The sequence below is a fragment of the Streptomyces sp. NPDC002104 genome, assembly GCF_053593795.1.
Window position 1 is genome coordinate 44,237 of sequence record NZ_JBSFDF010000001.1, and the last position, 21,930, is coordinate 66,166.

20 protein-coding genes are annotated in these 21,930 nt (G+C 73.0%); 5 read left to right on the forward strand and 15 right to left on the reverse strand.

Going from position 1 to position 21,930, the window contains the following annotated elements; translation table 11 throughout:
- Positions 1 to 58 precede the first annotated feature (58 nt).
- Both ACWCP2_RS00230 and ACWCP2_RS00235 read right to left on the reverse strand, forming a co-directional pair.
- Positions 59 to 1,795: a DUF885 domain-containing protein gene (locus ACWCP2_RS00230; protein WP_450906315.1), complete on the reverse strand. Its 1,737-nt coding sequence runs from the start codon at positions 1,793 to 1,795 to the stop codon at positions 59 to 61.
- 94 nt (positions 1,796 to 1,889) lie between these two features.
- Positions 1,890 to 2,372 (reverse strand): Lrp/AsnC family transcriptional regulator, encoded by a 483-nt coding sequence (locus tag ACWCP2_RS00235; RefSeq protein WP_450906316.1) that lies wholly within the window; start codon positions 2,370 to 2,372, stop codon positions 1,890 to 1,892.
- A gap of 60 nt (positions 2,373 to 2,432) precedes the next feature.
- Here ACWCP2_RS00235 and ACWCP2_RS00240 point away from each other — a divergent pair, with 60 nt between their 5' ends.
- A complete protein-coding gene (locus ACWCP2_RS00240) occupies positions 2,433 to 3,737 on the forward strand; it encodes a trans-sulfuration enzyme family protein (RefSeq protein ID WP_450906317.1) in 1,305 nt (434 codons plus the stop codon).
- On the opposite strand, the gene ACWCP2_RS00245 is transcribed toward ACWCP2_RS00240, so the two are convergent.
- From ACWCP2_RS00245 to ACWCP2_RS00255, 3 genes are all read right to left on the reverse strand, one after another.
- A complete protein-coding gene (locus ACWCP2_RS00245) occupies positions 3,661 to 5,157 on the reverse strand; it encodes a GNAT family N-acetyltransferase (protein WP_450906318.1) in 1,497 nt (498 codons plus the stop codon). The two genes, ACWCP2_RS00240 and ACWCP2_RS00245, sit on opposite strands and share 77 nt — an antisense overlap.
- A gap of 187 nt (positions 5,158 to 5,344) precedes the next feature.
- Positions 5,345 to 6,943: an alkaline phosphatase D family protein gene (locus ACWCP2_RS00250; protein ID WP_450906319.1), complete on the reverse strand. Its 1,599-nt coding sequence runs from the start codon at positions 6,941 to 6,943 to the stop codon at positions 5,345 to 5,347.
- 137 nt (positions 6,944 to 7,080) lie between these two features.
- On the reverse strand, positions 7,081 to 7,920 hold the full coding sequence (locus tag ACWCP2_RS00255) for an alpha/beta fold hydrolase (RefSeq protein WP_450906320.1): 840 nt from the start codon (positions 7,918 to 7,920) through the stop codon (positions 7,081 to 7,083).
- A 305-nt stretch (positions 7,921 to 8,225) separates the two neighbouring features.
- Here ACWCP2_RS00255 and ACWCP2_RS00260 point away from each other — a divergent pair, with 305 nt between their 5' ends.
- A complete protein-coding gene (locus ACWCP2_RS00260) occupies positions 8,226 to 8,984 on the forward strand; it encodes a GntR family transcriptional regulator (RefSeq protein WP_450906321.1) in 759 nt (252 codons plus the stop codon).
- A gap of 139 nt (positions 8,985 to 9,123) precedes the next feature.
- On the opposite strand, the gene ACWCP2_RS00265 is transcribed toward ACWCP2_RS00260, so the two are convergent.
- From ACWCP2_RS00265 to ACWCP2_RS00275, 3 genes are all read right to left on the reverse strand, one after another.
- Positions 9,124 to 10,281 carry an ROK family transcriptional regulator gene (locus ACWCP2_RS00265; protein ID WP_450906322.1) on the reverse strand — a complete coding sequence of 386 codons (1,158 nt, stop codon included), beginning with the start codon at positions 10,279 to 10,281 and terminating at the stop codon, positions 9,124 to 9,126.
- A 131-nt stretch (positions 10,282 to 10,412) separates the two neighbouring features.
- The gene (locus ACWCP2_RS00270; protein ID WP_450906323.1) at positions 10,413 to 11,063 is read right to left on the reverse strand and encodes a response regulator; all 651 of its coding nucleotides are present in this window, start codon (positions 11,061 to 11,063) and stop codon (positions 10,413 to 10,415) included.
- A 4-nt stretch (positions 11,064 to 11,067) separates the two neighbouring features.
- Positions 11,068 to 12,264, reverse strand: coding sequence for a sensor histidine kinase (locus tag ACWCP2_RS00275; protein ID WP_450906324.1), 1,197 nt, complete (start codon positions 12,262 to 12,264; stop codon positions 11,068 to 11,070).
- Positions 12,265 to 12,372: 108 nt separating this feature from the next.
- Between ACWCP2_RS00275 and ACWCP2_RS00280 the strand changes: the two genes are divergently transcribed.
- The gene (locus tag ACWCP2_RS00280) at positions 12,373 to 13,284 is read left to right on the forward strand and encodes an ABC transporter ATP-binding protein (protein WP_450906325.1); all 912 of its coding nucleotides are present in this window, start codon (positions 12,373 to 12,375) and stop codon (positions 13,282 to 13,284) included.
- Positions 13,285 to 13,311: 27 nt separating this feature from the next.
- Positions 13,312 to 14,061, forward strand: a complete 750-nt coding sequence (locus ACWCP2_RS00285; RefSeq protein ID WP_450906326.1) for an ABC transporter permease — start codon at positions 13,312 to 13,314, stop codon at positions 14,059 to 14,061.
- Between the two features lie 62 nt (positions 14,062 to 14,123).
- Here the strand turns inward: ACWCP2_RS00285 and ACWCP2_RS00290 are convergent, their stop codons facing one another.
- The 6 genes from ACWCP2_RS00290 to ACWCP2_RS00315 form a co-directional block, all read right to left on the reverse strand.
- On the reverse strand, positions 14,124 to 14,774 hold the full coding sequence (locus ACWCP2_RS00290; protein WP_450906671.1) for an HAD family hydrolase: 651 nt from the start codon (positions 14,772 to 14,774) through the stop codon (positions 14,124 to 14,126).
- Positions 14,775 to 14,815: 41 nt separating this feature from the next.
- Positions 14,816 to 15,376 carry a G/U mismatch-specific DNA glycosylase gene (gene mug, locus ACWCP2_RS00295; RefSeq protein WP_450906672.1) on the reverse strand — a complete coding sequence of 187 codons (561 nt, stop codon included), beginning with the start codon at positions 15,374 to 15,376 and terminating at the stop codon, positions 14,816 to 14,818.
- Entirely contained in the window at positions 15,373 to 16,806 is a 1,434-nt protein-coding gene (purB, locus tag ACWCP2_RS00300; RefSeq protein WP_450906327.1) for an adenylosuccinate lyase, read from the reverse strand. Before purB ends, mug begins: the two co-directional genes overlap by 4 nt.
- Positions 16,807 to 16,904: 98 nt before the next feature.
- Positions 16,905 to 17,696 (reverse strand): SGNH/GDSL hydrolase family protein, encoded by a 792-nt coding sequence (locus ACWCP2_RS00305; protein WP_450906328.1) that lies wholly within the window; start codon positions 17,694 to 17,696, stop codon positions 16,905 to 16,907.
- 91 nt (positions 17,697 to 17,787) lie between these two features.
- Positions 17,788 to 18,807: a hemolysin family protein gene (locus tag ACWCP2_RS00310; protein WP_450906329.1), complete on the reverse strand. Its 1,020-nt coding sequence runs from the start codon at positions 18,805 to 18,807 to the stop codon at positions 17,788 to 17,790.
- Positions 18,804 to 20,144: a hemolysin family protein gene (locus tag ACWCP2_RS00315; RefSeq protein WP_450906330.1), complete on the reverse strand. Its 1,341-nt coding sequence runs from the start codon at positions 20,142 to 20,144 to the stop codon at positions 18,804 to 18,806. Before ACWCP2_RS00315 ends, ACWCP2_RS00310 begins: the two co-directional genes overlap by 4 nt.
- 358 nt (positions 20,145 to 20,502) lie before the next feature.
- Between ACWCP2_RS00315 and ACWCP2_RS00320 the strand changes: the two genes are divergently transcribed.
- On the forward strand, positions 20,503 to 20,934 hold the full coding sequence (locus ACWCP2_RS00320; RefSeq protein ID WP_450906331.1) for a GNAT family N-acetyltransferase: 432 nt from the start codon (positions 20,503 to 20,505) through the stop codon (positions 20,932 to 20,934).
- Positions 20,935 to 21,042: 108 nt separating this feature from the next.
- On the opposite strand, the gene ACWCP2_RS00325 is transcribed toward ACWCP2_RS00320, so the two are convergent.
- Positions 21,043 to 21,909, reverse strand: coding sequence for a DMT family transporter (locus ACWCP2_RS00325; protein WP_450906332.1), 867 nt, complete (start codon positions 21,907 to 21,909; stop codon positions 21,043 to 21,045).
- Positions 21,910 to 21,930: the final 21 nt, after the last annotated feature.

Here is a 21,930-nt window from a genome sequence, read left to right on the forward strand (position 1 = left end):
GGACGGGCCGGCTCCACCAGGGGGAGCCGGCCCGTCCGCCTTCTGGTCCGTCCGGCGGTCAGAGCTTCGAGAGCTCGTCCACCAGGTCGTCCAGGCCCAGCGAGCCCTGGGACAGCGCCGCCATGTGCCAGGCCTTCAGGTCGAAGGAATCGCCGTGCGCGGCACGCGCGTTGTCACGGCCCAGCAGCCAGGCGCGCTCGCCCAGCTTGTAGCCGATCGCCTGACCCGGCATCGACAGGTAGCGGGTCAGCTCGCTCTCGACGAAGTCGCCCGGCCGGCCGCTGTGCAGGCCGAAGAACTCCTGCGCCAGGTCCACCGTCCAGCGCTCGCCCGGGTGGAACGGCGAATCCGCCGGGATCTCCAGGCCGAGGTGCATGCCGATGTCCACGATGACGCGCGCGGCGCGCATCATCTGGCAGTCCAGGTAACCGAGCCGCTGCTCGGCGTCCTTGAGGTAGCCCAGCTCGTCCATCAGGCGCTCCGCGTACAGCGCCCAGCCCTCGCAGTTGGAGCTGACAAGACCGACGCTGGCCTGGTAGCGGGAGAGCTGGTCGGCGACGTGCGCCCACTGCGCCAGCTGGAGGTGGTGGCCAGGAACGCCCTCGTGGTACCAGGTGGAGACCAGGTCGTAGACGGGGAAGCGGGTCTGGCCCATCGTCGGCAGCCAGGTGCGGCCCGGACGGGAGAAGTCCTCCGAGGGGCTCGTGTAGTACGGGGCCGCCGCGCCGCCCGGAGGGGCGATCCGCGACTCCACGCGCTTGACGCGCTCGGCGAGTTCGAAATGGGTGCCGTCGAGGTTCTCGATGGCCTCGTCCATCAGGCCCTGCAGCCAGGCCTGGACCTCGTCCACGCCCTCGATGTGCGTGCCGTGCTCGTCCAGGTGCTTGAGCGCCTCCCAGGGACCGGCGCCGGGCAGGATCTTGGCGGCTTCCGCCTTCATCTCCGCCAGCAGCCGGTGGTACTCCGACCAGCCGTAGGCGTACGCCTCGTCCAGGTCCAGGTCGGTGCCGTTGAAGTAGCGCGACCAGCGGGCGTAGCGCTCGCGGCCCACCGGGTCGGGCTTCCCCTCGACCGCGGGGGCGTACACGTCCCGCATCCAGTCGCGCAGTTCCACGACGGCGGCGGTCGCCGCGGCGGCTGCCTCGTCGAGCTCGCCGCGCAGCGCCCGGGGGCCGGCGGCGGCGAACTCGGTGAAGTAGTCGCCCTTGCCCCCGCCCTCGCCCTCGGCACCCTCGGTCCCGCCCTCGCCCTGGCCGGCCCACGCGGTGAGCTGCTCGATGAAGGTGGCGGTGGGGCGCGGGCTTCCGAACAGGCCGCGCTCCAGGCCGAGCGCGAGGCACTCGCGGTAGCCCGCGTACGCCGCCGGTACGGCGCGCAGCCGCTCGGCGATCGCGGCCCAGTCCTCGTCGGTGTCGGCCGGGGTCAGGGAGAAGACCTCGCGGACCGAGTGCGCGGGGGAGTGGATGTTGCTGACCGCGCGCAGGTCCTCGTCGGCCTCGTGGACGGCGAGTTCGGCGGTGAGCCGCTCGCGCAGCAGTCGGGCGCAGCGGCGCTCGACATCGCTGTCGGCGCCCGGCAGCCGCTCGGCGGCGTCGAGCTTCGCGAGGGTGGCGCGGGAGAGATCGGCGGCCGCCGCACGGCCCGCCGGGGAGAGGTCCGGGAGCTTGCCGGAGCTGGCGGCGACACCGAGGTAGGTGCCCGTGATCGGATCGATGGCGATGAGGTCGTCGACATAGGCGTCGGCTACCTGACGGGGCAGCCGCGCGGTGTTGTCACTGGTGATGATGTCTGGCATGTGGACATCTTCGTATGCGGGAAGGGTCCGCGTCATCAGTGAAGAGCGTCAGCCTGCTGACGTGAAGAGCGTCGGCCCGTCACGGTGGGGATGGTCAGCCGGCTGCCGTGGGCGGCAGCAGCGGCCCGCAGTCCCACTCCTGGAAGATCAGCCGGGTCTCCACGCGGGCGACTTCCCGGCGCGAGGTGAACTCGTCCAGGACCAGCCGCTGGAGCTCGCCGGGGTCGGCAACGGCCACGTGGACGAGGTAGTCGTCCGGGCCCGTCAGATGGAAGACGGCCCGGGAGGCCGGCAGCGAGCGCACGCGTTCGACGAAGGGGCCGATCAGCTCGCGGCGGTGCGGGCGCACCTGGACGAGGAGCAGCGCCTCCAGCCCGCGCCCGAGCTTGGCCGGATCCAGCCGGAGCCGGTTGCCGAGGATGATGCCGGAGCGGCGCATCCGGGCCACGCGGTCCAGACAGGTCGACGCGGCGATTCCTATCCCGGCGGCGAGATCGCGGTACGTGGTCCGGGCGTCGTTCTGCAGATGGCGCAGAATCTGCAGATCGACCGGGTCCAGAGCGACGGATTCGGACATCGGCCGAACGTAGCACGGAGATTTCCCGCCGGAGCCGTCGCGCTGAGCACAGTACGGCCCATGGAGACGAACGCCCCGACCGTACGCCGGTCACTGGCCACAGAAGCGGTTCATGCCGGACGCGAGGACCTCGCCGGGCTCGGACTGCACGCGCCTCCGCTCGATCTGTCGACGACCTACCCGTCGTACGACAGCCGGGCGGAGGCCGCCCGCATCGACGCGTTCGCCACGACGGGAGCGCGCCCCGAGGGCCCGCCGGTCTACTCCCGGCTGGACAATCCGACCAGCGCCCGCTTCGAGACGGCCCTGGCCCGGCTCGAAGGCACCGAGAGCGCCGTCGCCTTCGCGAGCGGGATGGCCGCGTTGTCGGCGTGCCTGCTGGTGCGGGGGATGAAGGAACTGCGTCACGTGGTCGCCGTACGGCCGTTGTACGGGTGCAGCGACCACCTGCTGACCAGCGGGCTGCTGGGAACCACCGTGACCTGGGTGGATCCGGACGGCATCGCCGGCGCCATCCGGCCCGGCACCGGTCTCGTCATGATCGAGTCGCCCGCCAATCCGACGCTCGCGGAGATCGACCTGGGCCGCGCCGCGCAGGCGTGCGGGGAGGTCCCGCTGCTCGTCGACAACACCTTCGCGACGCCCGTCCTGCAGCGGCCGGCCGAGAGCGGGGCCCGGCTGGTGCTGCACAGCGCCACCAAGTACCTCGGCGGCCACGGGGACGTGCTCGGCGGGGTCGTCGCCTGTGACGAGGAGTTCGCCCGGCAGCTCCGCCAGGTGCGGTTCGCCACCGGCGGGGTCCTGCACCCGCTGGCCGCGTACCTGCTGCTCCGTGGGCTCTCGACGCTCCCCGTACGGGTCCGGGCGGCCTCCGCTGCGGCCGCGGAGCTCGCCGCGCGGCTCGCTGCCGATCCTCGGGTGCTGCGGGTGCACTACCCGGGGATCGGCGGAGCGATGGTGGCCTTCGAGACGGCCGGCGACCCGCACGAGGTGATCGCCTCCGTACGGCTCATCACCCCGGCCGTCAGCCTGGGCAGTGTCGACACCCTCATCCAGCACCCGGCCTCCATCAGCCACCGCATCGTGGCCGAGGGGGACCGTCACGCCTCGGGCGTGAGCGACCGGCTGCTGCGCATGTCGGTCGGGCTGGAGGACGTGGACGACCTGTGGGCCGATCTGGACCAGGCGCTGGACCGGGCGATGGCCCGGGAGGGGGCTCCTGCCGGGGTGGAGACGGGGACCGGCGTCGGGGCCGGCGTCGGGGTCGGCGTCGGGGCCGGCGGCCGGCTCACTGCCGGCCGCGGGGCAGTCCGCGGGACTCGCCCGGGAGCTCGTACGGCATCTCGTACGGGAGCCGGGAGCTGACCGGGGTCGCGTCCAGCCGGGCCGTGATCACCAGGGTGCCCTCCTCGATCTGGTAGTCGAGGGGGAGGCCGAGACCGCGCATCGCGGCGACCATGCCGGTGTTCGAGGCCTGGGTGACGGCGTACACGCTGTCGCATCCGGCCTCGACGGCCATCCCGATCAGCCGGCCCAGCAGCTCGGAGCCGATGCCGCGGCGCTGCCAGTCGTCCTCGATGAGCAGCGCCACCTCGGTCTCGTCGCCGTCCCAGAGCAGGTGGCCGAGGGCCACGAGCTTGCCGGAGGCGGTGGTCGCGGCGAGGGTGCGGCCGAAGCGCGGGCTCAGCAGGTGGCCGAGGTAGCGGTCGGCGTCGGCGACGGGGCCGTGGTAGCGCAGGCCGAGGGTGCGCTCCGAGCAGCGGTCGTGCATGGCACGGGCCGCGGGCAGGTCGGATCCGTCGGCGCGGCGGACGGTGATCTCGTTGCCCTCGGGGAGGGTCAGGATGTCCCGGCTCCGCGGGACCCGCGGCCCGAGCCGTGCGTCCAGCTCGACGAGCGCGCGGGCGCGCGCGAACTCGGTCGGGGTGAAGGGCAGGTAGGGCCGCTCGATGGTGATGGCGCCGCCGGAGGGATCGCGCAGCTTCATGACCGTGGCTTCCAGGACGCCTTCGACGGGCGCGTCGGCGCCGGCGTTGGGCCGCCCGGAGAGGGTGGTCGCCGGGATCGAGTGGATGGTGCAGCGGCCGAGCAGCTGGCGCAGGGCGAGCGGCAGTTCGGCGGCGTCCAGCGCGGTGCGGGTGGCCAGGCCCAGGACCCGGGTCGGGGTGTCGACCAGGTCGTGGGCGTCGGCGCGTTCGATCCAGGTGCTGTGGCCGCCGGCGCCGGCGATGGCCCGGGTGAGGTCGGCGGAGGGGAGCTGCTGCGGGGCGCGCAGCAGGAACTCGTCCACCGTGCCGCCCTCGGGGAGGGGGTGCGTCTGCAGGGTCAGGATGTCGACCCCGCGGCCGGCGAGGGCCGTGCAGAGCGCGGCGAGGCTGCCGGGCTCGTCGCGCACGGTCGTCCGCATCCGCCACAGGGCGGCGGCCGGCGGCCCGTCCGTACCGGGTGTGTCGGTCGTACCGGCCGTGGGCTCGGTCCCGGTGACCGTGGCCGCGGCCAGGGCCGCGACCGTCCCGGTACCCGTTGCCGGGTCCGGGACGGCGGTGTCCGTGGGCGGCGGCGCATGGCTGTGGCGGCGTGCCCACCACGTGTGGAACGCCGCCGTGACCAGGAGTGCGACGGCCGAGGCGACGAGCAGGACGGGGCCCCGGGGGCCGTGCACGACGAGATTGGCGATGCCGTCGGCGACCGCGACGGCGCAGAAGAGGGCGGCGAGTTCGACGACGTCGCGGCGCCAGTGGTGGCGGTGGGGACGCTGGGAGGAGGCAGTCATGGGCTCAGTCATGCAGACCACTGTGACCCAGGGGTGTTGCGTGATCACGAACGATCTGTGACCGACTGGTTAAGGATCCATCTGGCCGATTTCGCCCTGTTTTCCGGCCGATTTCAGATCCCGGCCGGTCGGCGGCCGTAAGGGCCGGAGGGCCGGAGGGCCGAAAGGGCCGCAAGGGCCGCAAGGGCCGGAGGGCCGCCTACTGGCCCACCCGCCCGGGCTGCAGGGTCCGGGAGAAGAGTACGCCGCCTCCCTGGCGGCGCAACCGGACGGTGAGTTCGCCGCACTCCCCGTCGATCTCGACCTCGCCGTAGTACGGGGGGTTCTCGGCCGGGGACATGTTGGCGAAGGGTGCGGACTGGACGTAGACGGTCTCCGGGCCGAAGGTGGCGTCCAGCCGGCCGGCCGGGAACCCGCCCGCGCCGACGGGGCCGGAGACGAACTCCCAGAAGGGGGCGAAGTCGGTGAAGGCGGCCCGCTCGGGCGCGTAGTGGTTCGCGGCCGTGTAGTGGACGTCGGCGGTGAGCCAGAGGGTGCCGGTGATGCGCTGGTGCTTCACGTGGCGCAGCAGCTCGGCGATCTGCAGTTCCCGTCCGAGCGGTGCGCCGGGGTCGCCCTGGGCGACGGCCTCGAAGTTCGCCGTGCCGTCGGCCACCACGATGCCCAGCGGCATGTCGGCGGCGATGACCTTCCAGGTGGCGCGGGAACGCGACAGTTCGCGCTTGATCCAGGCCAGCTGCTCGGGGCCGAGGATGCCGACGGGGTCGTCGCTCTGGCGGCCGGGGGAGTTCGCGTTGCGGTAGGTGCGCATGTCGAGGACGAAGACGTCGAGCAGCGGGCCGTAGCGCATCACGCGGTACATCCGGCCCTCGGCGCGGCCGCCGCGCAGGTCGGTGACCGGGAAGTACTCGCCGAAGGCCCGGCGGGCCCGGCCGGCGAGGGTGTCGACGTCCTTCACGGTGTAGCGGGGGTCGTCGAGGATCTGGCCCGGGTACCAGTTGTTGCGCACCTCGTGGTCGTCCCACTGCGCGAGGACCGGTACCTGGGCGTTGAAATCGCGCAGGTTGCGGTCGAGCAGGTTGTAGCGGAAGTTGCCCCGGTACTCGGCGAGGGTCTCGGCGACCTTCGCCTTCTCCTCGGTGGTCACGTTGTGCCACAGGGTTCCGTCGCGCAGCGGCACGGAGGCCTGGATCGGGCCGTCGGCGTAGATGGTGTCCCCGCTGAAGAGGAAGAAGTCGGGGTCCCGCAGCCGCATGTCGTCGAAGACGCGGTAGCCGCCGAGCTCCGGGTTGATGCCCCAGCCCTGGCCGGCGAGGTCCCCGGACCACAGGAAGCGCACGTCGCGGCGGCGCGAGGCGGGGGTGGTGCGGAAGGTGCCGTGGACCGGCTCGCCGCTGCGGCGCGGATCGTCGGGGTCGGCGAGGACCACCCGGTAGTGGACCTGCTGTCCGGGCGGGAGTTCGCGCAGCGTGGTGGTGCCCGTGAAGTCGGTGTCCGGGCCGAGCAGCGGGCCGCGGTGGCGGCGGACGGCGTAGCGGAACGACTCGCTCGGGGAGGTCTCGACGTACATCCGCGCGGGGCGGTCGGCACGGGTCCAGACGGTGGCGGAGTGGGCGGTGATCTCACCGGACTGGACGCCCCAGAAGGCGTTCGGCCGGTCCGAGCGGACGAAGGCGGGCACCGCCGCGCGGGCGGGAGTGCTCAGGGCGCCCGTGAGGGCGCTGGACAGGGCGAGCCCCACCGGAACGGCGAGGGAACCGCCGAGCAGGGAGCGTCGGGTGTGCGGCAGAGGTGCCATCGGTGCGTCTCCAGAGGCCGGCGGGGACGGGTCGGACCAGTGTGCTGCCGTACACCGGCCGCACACCGGACCGCCCACGTCGTGCACGCGAACCATGCGTGAACTCTGGTGCGCGTTGCTGACGCCCGGTCAACACCTCATCGGGCGAGCCTGGTTGTGTCGAGGATGACGCGGGCGACCAGGGCCGGGTCGTCGTTCATGGGGACGTGGCCGCAGCCGGGGAGGCTGACGAGGCGGGCGCCGGGGATGGTCCGCTTCGCGCGGACGCCCTGGCGGCGCAGGAGCAGCCGGTCGCGGCTGCCCCAGGCGATGGTGACCGGCAGGCCGGGCAGATCCGCGGTGAACCGTACGGAGCCGCCCGCGGCCAGGGTCCGCTCGAAACCGGTGGCCTCGCGCAGGGCGAGGGTCTCGGCGACCACGGAGCCGGGCGAACGCCGTCCCGGGCGCGCGTAGATGCTGCCGGTCAGGGCGGTGCGGCCGGCGGAGCTGCGGGCGAGCCGTTCCACGGCGGACCGGGGCAGTGCGGCGGCGCCGGCGCGCATGGCGCGCAGCGCGGTGAAGGCGTAGCGGCGCTCGCTCTGCGACCAGAACCCGGCGGGGGAGAGGGCGGTGACCGAGCGGGCCAGGCCGACGCGCCCCATCTCCAGGGCGAGCAGTCCGCCGAGGGAGTTGCCCGCGACGTGCGGCCGCTCGATGCCCAGCGCCGCGCAGAGCGCGCCCAGCGCCCGGGCGATGGTGTCCAGGTCGTACGGAATCCCGTGCGGCAGCGGCTCCGAGACGCCGAAGCCGGGCAGGTCGACGGCGATCACGTCGTACTCGGCGGCCAGGATGCCGGTCACCGGGTGCCAGGCCTGGAGGTGGTGGCCGATGCCGTGGAGCAGCAGGAGCGGCTCGCCCGCGCCCTTGCGCTCGTACGCGGCGGTGGCGGTGAGGGGGCCCAGCGGCGAATCGATCGTGAAGGAGACCGTGGCGGTCATGCTGCTCCTCGTCGGGGTCGGGCGGCTTCGGCGGCCGTGTGAGACGGCTTGTCAGTAGTGTCTCCCGACCGGTTACCGACCGGTAGCCCCTGGAGGCAGAACTTCGGCTCGTGCGGCGCGCGCGAACATCCCGTGAACAGCTTGATGCATATGCCCGATCTGCCCGGTAAAGCGCTGAGCATTGGTCTTGACCAAGGGGATGCGCCGTCCTATCGTCGCAGGCATAGTGCAGGAACCTTTAATAAACAAAGGCGCGGAACTCACGCTGGAACACGGCGAGTGCGGCGATTGCAGGAGGAGTCAGGGTGGGGACCATGCAGCTCGAATCGGTGCCGGAGCCGAAGTACTTGCACCTCAAGACCGTCCTCAGTGAGGCGCTCGACCAGGACTTCGCCGTGGGCGAGATCCTGCCGAACGAGCGCGAGCTCGCCGCCCGCTTCGGTGTCGCCCGGGCGACCCTGCGCCAGGCCCTGGAACAGCTCGAGCTCGAAGGCCGCCTCCAGCGCCGCCGCGGGGTCGGCACCACCGTCGCCCCGCCGCGCGTGGGTGTCGACGTGGGCGGCGCCCAGCACAGCTGGCCCGGCGAGAGCGTCGACGGATGGGAGCCGGTGGACGCGGGGGAGGCCGTCGTGCCCGCCGCCGTCCTCAAGCTCCTCGGAACGGCCCCCGAAGAGCTGGTGCTCGCGGTGCGCCGCAGCCGCGTGGAGCAGGGCCAGGTCCTCGCGGCCGAGCTGCTCTACGTGCCGGCCTCCTCGGTGCAGGGCCTCTCCGCGATCGACACCCCGGCCGGTCCGGCCCGCGCCCGCGCCGTCATGCGCGAGCTGCAGAAGCTGCCCCTCGACGGACAGGACCGCTCGGTGGAGCTCGGCTCCGCCCGCGCCGACGACGCGAAGGAACTGGACCGCCTGCCCGGCGCCCCGGTCCTGCTGGTCACCACCCGCTACTTCACGGCGGCGGGCACCGCGGCCGTTTCCGTGGCCACCTACCGGGCGGACACCTGCCGGCTGACCTTCGGCGACTCGGGCGACGTGCAGATCACGCACGACACGCGGGTCGCGTCCTGACCGCAGTCCGACCGCCGTCGGACCGCCGTCGGACCGCCGTCGGACCTGCTGCCTGACCCTTTGCCGAGCGGGGCCGCCACATCGTGGTGGCCCCGCTCGTGCGTGTGCCCGGCCGGTGCTCCCGCGGCCCCGGAGGGGATCAGCGGCGGCGGGCGGTGACCGTCTTCTCCACCGCGAACAGCTCTTCCTCCACGTGGTCGAGCGCCAGCCGCAGCGCCCCCGTGGCCACCGCCGCCTCACCCAGCAGGGACAGCGCCACGCGCGGCGGGCGCAGGCAGTACCGCTCCAGCTCCCGGCGCAGGGGGTCCAGTACGCCGTCCAGCCCGGCGGCCCAGCCGCCGACCACGACCAGCTCCGGATCCATGGCCAGGACCAGCGCCGCCACGTCGTGGACCAGCCGCTGGATGAAACGCTCCACCGCCGCCACCGCGCCCACGTCCCCGCGGCGGGCCTTCGCGAAGACCTCCGCCACCGCCCGCTCGTCCAGCGGGTGCAGCGGTTCGCTCGTCGTCGACAGCAGCTTCTCGGGCGTGGCCTCGCGCCCCAGCAGGTGCAGCGCGCCGATCTCCCCGGCCGCCCCGCCGAAACCGCGGTGCAGCCGGCCCCCGATCAGGGAGCCCGCTCCGGGGCTGAGCCCGGCCATCACGAAGACCATGTCGTCGGTGTCGGTCGCGGCGCCCTTCCAGTGCTCGGCGACCGCCGCGGCGTTGGCGTCGTTCTCCACCTGCACCGGGCAGCGGAACGAGCGCCGGAGCCGTTCCCCGAGCGGCAGCCCCGTCCAGCCGGGCAGGGCCGTGCCGAGACGGACGGTGCCGTCTGCCTCCACGATCCCGGGGCTGCCCACGCCGACCGCCCGCAGCGAGTCCCGGGGCACCCCGGCACGGCGCAGCAGGTCGGCCACCGCACCGCGGACCCGTTCGAGCCGCTCGTCGGCGGAGGCCGTCTCGGCCACCTCTTTGGTGCCCGCGCCGATCACCCGGCCGTCCAGCCCGGACAGCAGCACCGCGATCCGGTGCGCGCCGATCTCCACGCCGAGCAGGTGTCCCGCCTCCGCGCGGAAGCGGAACCGCCGGGCCGGGCGCCCCTGGCGCCGGGCACCCTCCTCGGCGTCCGCCTCGACGACCAGGCCCGTCCCCATGAGTCCTTCGACGACACCCTCGACGGTGGGCCGCGAGAGGCCGGTGACCCGGGTGAGGTCGGTGAGGGTCGGCGATTCGGCCGCGCGCAGGGCCCGCAGCACCACGGCGGAGTTGATCCGCCGCAGCAGAGAGGGGTCCCCGCCGGTCAGCTGCCCCAACGTGTGTCCTCCCAGCGAGCGAGCTTGTCAGCCGGATCGTACTGCGCACCGGCCGCGGCGGCGAGAAGCGGCCCCCGTCGGCCGGAGTCCGGCCTTCCCGTCGTGGCCCCTCGTGGCCTCGCGGGGGCGGCTCACGCGGGAGCGACGAACCCGGACTCGTACGCGCTGATCACGGCCTGGGTGCGGTCGCGCGCCCCCAGCTTCCCCAGGATCGCACTGACGTGGGACTTCACCGTCTCCGTGCCCACGATCAGCTCGCGGGCGATCTCGATGTTGGTCAGCCCCTTGGCCATCAGCCGGAGCACGGCCTCCTCGCGCTCGGTCAGCGCCGCCCGTTCCAGTGCCGTCCGCGCCCGGCGGTTGCCGTACTCGGCGGCCAGCTTGCGCACCGCCGAGGGGAAGAGCAGCGTCTCGCCCTCCGCCACCAGCCGGACCGCGTGCACGATCTCCGAGGGGCGGGCCCGCTTCAGCAGGAACCCGTCCGCGCCGGCCCGCAGCGCCTGGTAGACGTACTCGTCGTTCTCGAAGGTGGTGACCACGAGGATCTTCGGAGGGGAGTCCACGCTCCGCAGGACCGCCCGCGTCGCCTCGATCCCGTCGAGCAGCGGCATCCGTACGTCCATCGCCACCACATCGGGGCGCAGTTGCCGCACGAGCGGAACCACCGCGGCTCCGTCGGCGGCCTCGCCGATCACCTCGATGTCGGGCTGGGCGTCCAGGACGGCGCGCAGACCCGCGCGGACCAGGGGTTCGTCGTCGACGAGCAGTACGGTAACCGGCATCCGGTCAGCGTATTCGTTCCAGCGGCAGCCGCGTGCGCACCCTCCAACCCCCCTTGTACGGACCGGTCTCGGTGTCCCCGCCGAGCAGCGCGGCCCGCTCCCGCATCCCGCGCAGTCCGGTGCCGCCGCCGGTGATGACGGACGGCCGGTCCGGCAGCGGATTGGTCACCTCCAGGTCCAGCCGGTCGGCGACCACGCCGATCCGCACCCGTACCGGGACGGGGCCGCAGTGCCGCAGCACATTGGTCAGCGCCTCCTGCAGGATCCGGTACCCCTCCTGGCTCACCGGTCCGGGCAACTGGTCCAGGGGGCCGAGCAGTTGTGCGTCGACGGTGGCCCCGGAGGCGCGCGCCGACTCGAGCAGCCGGTCCGCCTCCACGAGGGTCGGCCGCTGGGACGGCCGCTGACCCGACTCGCGCAGGACGCGCAGCACCCGGTCCAGGTCCTCCAGCGCGGCCCGGCCCGTCTCCTCGATCGCGCTCAGCGCGCGGTCGGTGAACTCGGGATCACCCGCCGCCCGCGCGGCCCCCGCCTGGACGACGGCCACGGTCAGCGCGTGACCGATGGAGTCGTGCAGCTCGCGCGCGATGCGGGTGCGCTCCAGCAGTTGCTCGGTGCGCACCTCCAGCGCGGTGAGCCGCTCCGAGGCCGAGGGTCCCAGCAACCGGCGGGCGATGGCGGTGATCATGTCGCCGAGCAGGACCACGAGGACGATCAGGACGACCAGCGGCACCGGGGCCAGCGGCCAGGCCGCCCAGGCGGGCAGTCCGGCGGGGATCAGGTCGTCGGCGGCGGCCTCGCCGCCGAGCCCGGTCGTGACCAGCTGCACCGTCAGGATGGGCAGCCACACCGTCGCCATCGTCGTGCCCAGGGAGACGACGAGCCGTATCTCCATCCAGAACAGGGTCCGCCAGCGGTCGCTCCACGTCCGGGACCCGACGGTGCTGAAGCTGTGCTCCTCGGGCTCCTCCCGCGCGCCCCGGGCATGGCGTCCGGCAGGGGCGAGGAGGAACTGCGCCTGGAGCCCCTCGACCACCCGCATCCAGGGCAGCAGCCCCAGCGGTACGACGAGGACGAGCGGTACCCACGGCGCCGCGGGATCTATGAACATCCAGACGGCCAACATCAGGATGGGCACGCACAGATGCACCCAGCGCGAGTAGGTCACGGGGCGCAGCGCGGCGCGGAACAGTCGGTGCATGCCCTCATCGTGGCAGTTCGGGGCGGTGCGGATCCTCCCCCACGTGGGGGAGAAGGAACCCTCGCATGGGGGAGGAAGAGGGGTGGGGCGGGCAGCGAGCCTTGAGACATGAACAGCATCGAGATCCGAGAACTGACCAAGGAGTTCGGCCGTACCCGGGCCGTAGACCACCTCACCTTCGATGTCATGCCCGGCCGTGTCACCGGCTTCCTCGGGCCCAACGGGGCCGGGAAGTCGACCACGATGAGGCTGCTGCTGGGACTGGACCGGATCACCTCCGGGACGGCCACCATCGGCGGCCGGCGGTACACCGAGCTGCCCGACCCGCTGCACCGGGTCGGGGCCCTGCTGGACGCACAGTCGGCGCACGGCGGCCGTACGGCCCGGGACCACCTGCGCTTCCTCGCCGTCGCCAACCGCATCCCGATGGGCCGGGTGGAGGCGGTCCTGGAGCAGTCCGGAATAGCCACGGCGGCCAAGCGGCGGATCAGGACCTTCTCCCTGGGCATGCGTCAGCGCCTCGGCATCGCGGCCGCGCTGCTCGGAGACCCGGAGGTGCTGCTCCTGGACGAGCCCACCAACGGCCTCGACCCCGAGGGCATCATCTGGATCCGCGAGCTCATGCGCGGCCTGGCCGCCGAAGGGCGTACGGTCCTGGTCTCCAGCCACCTGATGACCGAGACCGCGGCCCTCGCCGACCATCTGATCGTGCTCGGGCGGGGCCGGCTGCTGGCCGACACCTCGATCGAGGAGTTCATCGACGCCCGCAGCGCCCCGAGGGTGCGGCTGCGCACCACGGACCCCGTCCGGCTCCGGGCCGCCCTGGCCCGGGAGGACTTCGCGCTGGTCACCGCCGAGGGCGGGCGGTGGACCGTCGACGGCATACAGGCCGAACAGCTCGGTGTCATCGCCGCCCGCGAAGGCATCCCGATGCTGGAACTGATCGACGAGCGGGCCTCGCTGGAGCAGGCGTACCTCGATCTCACGGCGGACAGCGCCCAGTTCGCCGCCACCCGCTGACCCAATCCCTTCCCAGGAGGTCTCCCCATGAGCACCGCTCTGCCCACTGTCCCCGTCCTGCACTCGGAATGGATCAAGATACGGTCGCTGCGCGGCACCTTCGGGGCGCTGCTGGCCGTCTTCGTCGCCACGGTGGGCATCCAGGTGCTGACGGCCTCGCTCATCGGCGACGAAGAGGCCGGCAGCATGGGGGACGACCCGCTCCTCGCGGCCTTCTACAGCCTCAACTTCGGTCAGGTCGCCGCCTTCGCCTTCGGTGCGACCGCGCTGTCGTCCGAGTTCCACAACGGCGCCCTGCGCGTCTCGCTCACGGCGGTACCGAACCGGGCGCGGCTCTACCTCTCGAAGATGGCCGTGATCGGCGGGCTGGCCTTCGCGGTGGGACAGCTCACCGCTCTGGCGACCTTCCTCGGCGGACAGGTGTTCATGGGCCCCTACGCCCTGGAACTGGGCAGCCCGGGCACCTACCGGGCCGTCTTCGGCTGCGGTGCGTACCTCGCGGTGATGGCCCTGCTGGCGGCCGGACTGACGGCGGTGCTGCGCAGTGCCTCGGCCGTCCTGAGCCTGCTCATACCCTTCACGCTGATCGTGTCGTTCGTGCTCGCGGCGCGGGCCGGGGGCATGGCCCCGTACCTGCCCGACCGTGCGGGCCAGATGATGATGCGGCTGGACACCTCGGTGGGCCTCGCCCCCTGGGCCGGGCTGGGGGTCGCGGCCCTGTGGGCACTGGCCGCGGTGGGCGGCGGCTGGCTGGCGGTCCGGCGGCGGGACGCCTGACGCCGGAGCGGACCGCAGCCGGAGCGGACAGGCAGCCGGGGTGGGTCCCGCAGTCCGCGGAGTCAGTGGCTGGTGAGGAGGCCGGGGAGCCGGCGCATGTCGTCGAAGACGATGGTGCCCGGGCCTTCGAGCCGATCGGCGGGGGTCAGCCCGCCGGCGTAGCCGAAGGCGCGCATTCCGGCGGCGCGGGCCGCCTGGACGCCGGGAAGGCTGTCCTCGACGACCGCACAGGCGGCGGGGTCCACACCCATCCGCTGCGCGGCGTACAGGAAGAGGTCCGGGGCGGGTTTGCCGCGGGAGACCTCGGAGGCGCTGTGGATGCGGCCGGCGAAGCGTTCGTAGAGGCCGGTGCGGCCGAGGGTGTGGCGCATCTTCTCGTGCGAGCCGCTGGAGGCGACACAGGTCGGCAGGGCGATCGCGTCGAGCGCCTGGGGCAGCCACTCCACGGGAGACAGGCCCGAGTCCACCTCCTCCCGGTGGAGTTCCTCGAACCGGTCCCACCAGTGGGCGGCCACCTCGGGACCGAGGCGTTCGGCGACCTGCTCGCGGATGGAGACGGAGGAGCGTCCGATGAACCGGTCGACGACCTCGGCCTCGGTGAGCGGCCAGCCCAGCTCCGCGCCCAGGGCGACCTGGACGCGGGCGGCGATCCGTTCGCTGTCGACGAGGACCCCGTCGCAGTCGAATATCACGAGTTCGATCGGTTTGATGATCATCCCCGGATGATAGGCGCCGCCTCCTGGCGGTGGGCGTGCTACGGGGTGGCGCCGGCCGGACCGGTGGACTCGGCGGCCACGCGGAGGCGGGCGTACTCCTGGGCCATGGAGGCGGCCGTCCAGTGGGCGTTGAGGCCGCTGGGGTTGGGCAGGGCCCAGACCCGGGTGGCGCCGATGGTGCGGTCCTGGGGGCCGATCCGGGCCTTGCGCTCGCCGAAGGCGGTGCGGTAGGCGGTGACCCCGACCACGGCCAGCCACTGGGGGCGCAGGAGTTCCACCTTGGCCGTCAGGAGACGGCCACCCTCGCGGAACTCCTCGGCGCTCAGTTCGTCGGCGCGGGCCGTGGCGCGGGCCACGACGTTCGTGATGCCGAGGCGGTAGGTCAGCAATTCCTCCTGCTCGTCGGGGGAGAGGAGGCGCGGGGTGAAGCCCGACATGTGCAGGACCGGCCAGAAGCGGTTGCCCGGGCGGGCGAAGTGGTGGCCCGTCGCGGCGGAGAGGAGGCCCGGGTTGATGCCGCAGAACAGGACACGAAGACCGCCCGCGACCACGTCCGGGAGGACACGGTCGCGGGCGGCGTTCAGCTCGTCGGGGGTCAGAGGATCGACCCGGGGGTGTAGCCCGCGGCCTCGGGGTGCTCCTTGGTGATCTCCTCGATGCGCGAGACCACCACGGCGACCTGATCGCCCGCCGCGCCGGTGAAGGACAGCTTGTCGGCCATCAGAGCGTCCAGCTCGGCCCGGTCCAGCGGCATGCGCTCGTCGGCGGCCAGCTTGTCCAGCAGCTCGTTGCGCTCGGCGCCCTGCTCGCGCATGGCGAGGGCGGAGGCCACCGCGTGCTCCTTGATGACCTCGTGGGCGGTCTCGCGGCCGACCCCGGCCCGCACGGCGCCCATCAGCACCTTGGTGGTGGCGAGGAAGGGGAGGTAGCGGTCCAGCTCGCGGGCCACGACGGCGGGGAAGGCGCCGAACTCGTCGAGGACCGTCAGGAAGGTCTCCATCAGGCCGTCGAGAGCGAAGAACGCGTCGGGCAGCGCGACCCGGCGGACCACGGAGCAGGAGACGTCGCCCTCGTTCCACTGGTCGCCGGCCAGCTCGCCGGTCATCGACGCGTAACCGCGCAGGATGACCATCAGGCCGTTCACGCGCTCGCAGGAGCGGGTGTTCATCTTGTGCGGCATCGCGGAGGAGCCGACCTGGCCGGGCTTGAAGCCCTCGGTCACCAGCTCGTGGCCGGCCATCAGGCGGATCGTCTTGGCGATGGAGGACGGCGCGGCGGCCAGCTGCACCAGGGCGGTGACCACGTCGTAGTCCAGCGAGCGCGGGTAGACCTGGCCGACCGAGGTGAAGGCCTGGCCGAAGCCGAGGTGGGCCGCGATCCGCTGCTCCAGGTCGGCGAGCTTCGCGGCGTCGCCACCGAGCAGGTCCAGCATGTCCTGGGAGGTGCCGACAGGGCCCTTGATGCCGCGCAGTGGGTACCGGGTGAGCAGGTCGTCCAGGCGGCCGTACGCGACCAGCAGCTCGTCGGCGGCGGTGGCGAAGCGCTTGCCCAGGGTGGTCGCCTGAGCGGCGACGTTGTGGGAGCGGCCGGCCATGACCAGCTCGGCGTGCTCGCCGGCCAGCTTGCCGAGGCGGGCGAGGACGGCGACCGTGCGGTCGCGCACCAGTTCCAGCGACAGCCGGATCTGGAGCTGCTCGACGTTCTCGGTGAGGTCGCGGGAGGTCATGCCCTTGTGGACGTGCTCGTGTCCGGCGAGGGCGTTGAACTCCTCGATGCGGGCCTTCACGTCGTGCCGGGTGATCTTCTCGCGCTCGGCGATGGAGCCGAGGTCGACGGTCTCCAGGACGCGCTCGTAGTCGGCGAGGGCCTCGTCGGGGACCTCGATGCCGAGATCCTTCTGGGCGCGGAGCACGGCGAGCCACAGCCGCCGCTCCAGCGTCACCTTGTACTCGGGGGACCACAGGACGGCGAGCTCCGCGGAGGCGTAGCGGCCGGCCAGGACATTGGGGATGCGGGGCTTGGCAGTCACGTGGAGGGATTCTACTTGGGCATCGGCTGTGCGTTTACGCAGGTAGGGGACCCGGCCGGGATTGTGCCTTGCTACGAGAGCCGCCGGGAGCGGGCGGCCTAGACGAGGCGGTCGCCCGCCCGGGTCTCGTGCGGCAGCAGTTCCGGGCGCTTGGCGGGCCGGCCGTCCCCGCTGGAGCGGCCCGTCAGGCGGCGGCCGACCCAGGGGAGCAGGTGCTGCCGGGCGAAGCTGAGGTCCTGCGAGCGGCGCGCGGCCCAGCCGGGAGGGACGGCGGGCGCCAGTGCGGCGTTCCAGTCCGCCTCGGGCGGCAGGCCCAGAGTCTGCCAGACCGCCTCCGCCACCCTGCGGTGGCCTTCGGCCGTCAGGTGCAGCCGGTCCACGTCCCACATCCGCGGGTCGCCGAGCGCGGAGGACCCGTACAGGTCGACCACGAGGGCGCCGTGCCGCGCGGCGAGTTCCTCGATGATGACGAAGAGCTCCTCCATGCGCGGGCGGAAACGTTCCATCACGGGGCCGTTGCGCCCCGGCGAGCGCATCAGGACCAGCGTCCCGCAGGAGGGCGCCAGCAGGCCGACGGCCTCTTCCAGGTGCCCGCGCACCCGGCCCATGTCCACCTTGGGGCGCAGGGTGTCGTTCAGTCCGCCGACCAGGGTCACGACATCGGCGCCCATCCGGGCGGCGACGGGCGCCTGCTCCGCGGCGATCTGCCCGATGAGCTTGCCGCGGACCGCGAGGTTCGCGTAGCGGAAGCCCGGCTCGCGGGCGGCGAGGCGGTCGGCGAGCAGATCGGCCCAGCCCCGGTAGGAGCCGTCGGGCAGCAGGTCCGACATGCCCTCGGTGAAGGAGTCGCCGACCGCGACGAAACTGGTGTAACGCGCATTCATCTCCATGGCGGGAGCGATGCTACCGCGCGGTACCCCCGCCCCGCAGGCGAGGCCGGGATACCGCGCGCCATGTGCCGCGCTCCGGTCGCCCCGGCCGCTACGTCGCGGCCGGCCGGCCGAACAGCTCCCGCAGCACGTCCTCCATCGTGACCAGACCCGTCATGACCCCGTCCGGCCCGAGCACCGCCGCCAGGTGCGTACGGCTGCGCCGCATCGCGGTCAGCACGTCGTCCAGCGGGGTCTCCGCCCGGACCTGCGCGATCGGCCGCAGCGCGGCGACCGGGAAGGGCTCGTCCCGCTCGATGGCGTCCAGGGCGTCCTTGACGTGCAGGTACCCCAGGATCCGGCCCTGCGCGTCGATCACCGGGAACCGGGAGTACCCCGACTCGGCCGACAGCCGCTCCAGACCGGCCGGGGTGATGCCCTCGCGGGCCGGAACCACCCGGTCCGCCGCCAGCACCACGTCGGACGCGGGCCGCCGCCCCAGTTCCAGGGCGTCGTGGAGCCGCTCGCTCGCGCGGTCGTCGATGAGTCCCGCGTCGCTGGAGTCCTTGACGATCCGGGCCAGCTCGTCGTCCGAGAAGGTCGCCGCGACCTCGTCCTTGACCTCCACCCGCAGCAGCCGCAGCAGGGTGTTGGCGAAGGCGTTGATCGCGAAGATCACCGGCCTCAGGCCCCGGGTGAGGGCCACCAGCGGCGGACCCAGCAGCAGGGCGGTGCGCACCGGCTCCGCCAGCGCCACGTTCTTCGGCAGCATCTCGCCGAAGAGCATGTGCAGGTACGTGGCCAGGGCCAGCGCCACCACGAAGGAGATCGCGTGGGTCAGACCGGACGGCACCCCGAAGAAGTCGAAGGCCGGGGTCAGCAGGTGGGCGATGGCCGGCTCGGCCACCACACCCAGCACCAGGGTGCACAGGGTGATGCCCAGCTGGGCCGCCGCCATGAGCGCCGACACGTGCTCCAGGCCCCACAGCACGGCGCGCGCCCTGCGGTCGCCCTGCTCGGCGTGTGACTCGATCTGGCTGCGCCGTACGGAGATCATGGCGAACTCCGCGCCGACGAAGAAGGCGTTGACGACGAGCGTCGCCAGGCCGATCAGCAACTGGACGGCGGTCATCGGGCCTCCTCCACACCATCGCCGGGGGCCGGTTCGGCCGGCACGTGCAACAGCACCCGCGCGGCCCGCCGCCCGCTCGCGTCCACCACGTCCAGGCGCCAGCCGTCGAGCTCCAGGCTGTCGCCGACCAGCGGGATCCGCCCCAGCTGGGTCGCTATCAGACCGGCCAGCGTCTCGTACGGGCCGTCCGGCACGCGCAGTCCGATCCGCTGGAGCTGGTCGGTGCGCGCGGAGCCGTCCGCGGAGTACAGGGTGCGCCCGGAGTCGTCCTCCCCGGCCGGGGCCAGGTCGGGGGTCTCGTGCGGGTCGTGCTCGTCGCGGACCTCGCCGACGACCTCCTCGACGATGTCCTCCAGCGTGGCCACACCGGCCGTGCCGCCGTACTCGTCGATGACCACGGCCATGGTCTGCTTCCCGGACAGCCGGTCCAGCAGCCGGTCCACGGTCAGCGACTCCGGTACGAGGAGGGGTTCGCGCAGCAGTTGCGACACCGGGGTGCGGTGCCGTTCCTCGGCCGCCAGGGCCAGTACGTCCTTGATGTGGACGGTGCCGACGACGCTGTCGAGGCTGCCCCGGTAGACGGGGAACCGGGACAGACCGGTGGCGAGCGTCGCGTTCGCCACGTCCTCGGCGGTGGTCTGCAGGTCGAGGGCGGTGACCTGGACCCGCGGGGTCATGACGTTCTCCGCGGTCAGGTCGGCGAGGTTGAGGGTCCGCATGAACAGTTCGGCGGTGTCCTTCTCCAGGGCGCCGGCCCTCGCGGAGTGCCGGGCCAGGGCCGCCAGCTCCTGCGGGGTGCGTGCCGAGGCGAGTTCCTCGGCGGGTTCCATGCCGAACCGGCGCACCATGTGGTTCGCCGTGGTGTTCAGATGGCTGATGAGGGGCCTGAAGGCACGGCTGAAGACCCGCTGGAAGGTGGAGACCCGCTTGGCGACGGCCAGCGGGGAGGAGATCGCCCAGTTCTTCGGGACGAGCTCGCCCACGACCATCAGGACGACGGTCGACAGCACGGTGCCGAGGATCAGCGCGGTCGAGGACGCGGCCCCGGCGGACAGCCCCATGGCCTCGAAGGGGCCCTTGAGGAGGGCGGCGATCGAGGGCTTGGAGATCATGCCGATGACCAGGCCGGTCACGGTGATGCCGAGCTGGGCGCCGGAGAGCTGGAACGTCAGGCTGCGGACCGCGTTCAGGGCGCTGTCGGCGCCGCGATCGCCGCGCTCGACGGCGCGTTCCAGTTCGCTGCGCTCGATGGTGGTCAGCGAGAACTCGGCCGCGACGAAGACTCCGCAGGCAAGGCAGAGCAGCAGCGCCACGACGAGCAGGAGCACTTCGGTCATCGGTCCTTCACCTCCGTCCCATGATCAGCCAGGAGGAGGGGTGTCGCGCGCTGTCGCGGACGGGGAGGGAGGGGACTGGGAGGCTCGCCCATGGGCGGACGCTCACACCTTTCGTTCGAGGGGAGAAGAGGAACAGCTGCCTACAGGGTAAAGGAAGTGCAAAGTGGGCGGATCGTTCCTTCGGTGGACCTGCTGCCCGCCCCTGACGCCGTGATGCTCCGGCGGGGGCCGGATGTGCACGATCTTCGCATCCCGCGCGCGTCCGCGTCCGGGAGACGGGCGCGGGTGTGCCCGCGGCCGGTCTCGCCGGGCGGAAGTCGGTGGCGGGCCGCTTGCCCCTCGTGCTTGGCTCCGGGGCATGAACGATCTGCGCATACGGGCCGCCGTGCCGGCCGACGCCGAGACCGTCCTCGCCTTCTGGAAGGAGGCCGCGGAGGGCACCTCGATCACGGACGACGCGGAGGGCGTCACCCGGCTCGTCACCCGCGATCCCGAGGCGCTGATCCTCGCGGAGATCGACGGGGTCCTGGTCGGATCCGTGATCGCCGGCTGGGACGGCTGGCGGGCGTCCCTGTACCGGCTCGCCGTGCTGCCCAGCCGTCGCCGGCAGGGGATCGCCACGGCGCTCCTGGAGGCGGCCGAGCGCCGCTTCGTGGCCGTCGGGGGCCGCCGTGGTGACGCGATGGTCCTCGAAGCGAACGAACGCGCGCAGCGGGCCTGGGCCGCGGCCGGCTACCACCGCGAGGACCACTGGCGGCGCTGGGTCAAGCCGCTGGTGGAGACGGGCTGACACGGCCGCGTCCCACCCAGGGCGGGACGCGGAGCGGAGCCCGAAGCACACGGGTACGCGGGTACGCGATGACGCGGACAACCGCCCCGCCGGCCCGGTGCGGCCGGCTCACGTCGCTCCGGCATCGTCCCCCGAGCCGTCCCTGACCAGGGCGAGTACTCCGGCGCAGATCAGGGTCAGGCCCAGGAGCTGCGGCAGCAGCCACCAGTGGGCCCGGAGGTGCTCCTCGTAGAGCAGGACGCCCAGGGCGACGCTCACGCCCGCGTCGCCGAGCGTCAGCGCGGGCTGGGAGGCGACCAGGGGGCCGCCCTGCATGGCGTGTTCGAGGAGCAGGAGGGCGCAGATCCCGGTCGCGCCGAAGGCGTAGGTCTCCCAGGTGCGCAGGAAGGCGCCGATGCCGTCGTCGTCGAGCACGTGCATGGCCGACTTCATCAGCGCGGCGGTCAGCGCGTAGCAGACGGCGGTGGCCGCGCCGAGGCAGCCGGCCCGCATCCGGCCCGGTCGCCGCCGCAGGCCGAGTACGGAGAGCGCCGTCACCGCCAGTGCGCACGCCACCAGGGCCAGGAGCCAGCGGTCGGCCGGCACGGCCGTACGGTTCCCCGCCGGTGAGGCGGCCACCAGGAGGACTCCGAGCCCGGTCACGACCGCCCCCACGGCGAGCCACAGCCGCCCCGCCATCCGGGTCCGCGTCACCAGCGAGGCGATCAGCAGCGCGAGCGGCAGCTCCAGCACGAACAGGGGCTGTACGAGAGCCAGCGCGCCCGTGGCCAGCGCGACGGCCTGCCCGGCGCCGGCCGCGATCACCGCCAGGATCCCGCCGATCCAGAGCGGCTGCCGCAGCAGGTCGAGCACCAGCCCGAAGCGGAACCCGTCGCTCTGGGGCACGACGAGCGCCGCCCGCCGCTGGAGCACGGTCGCGAGGGCGTTGCTGAGCGCCGCGAACAGCGCGAAGAGGACCGGCACGAGGAAGCCCACGCCCCGATCCTCATCCGCCCC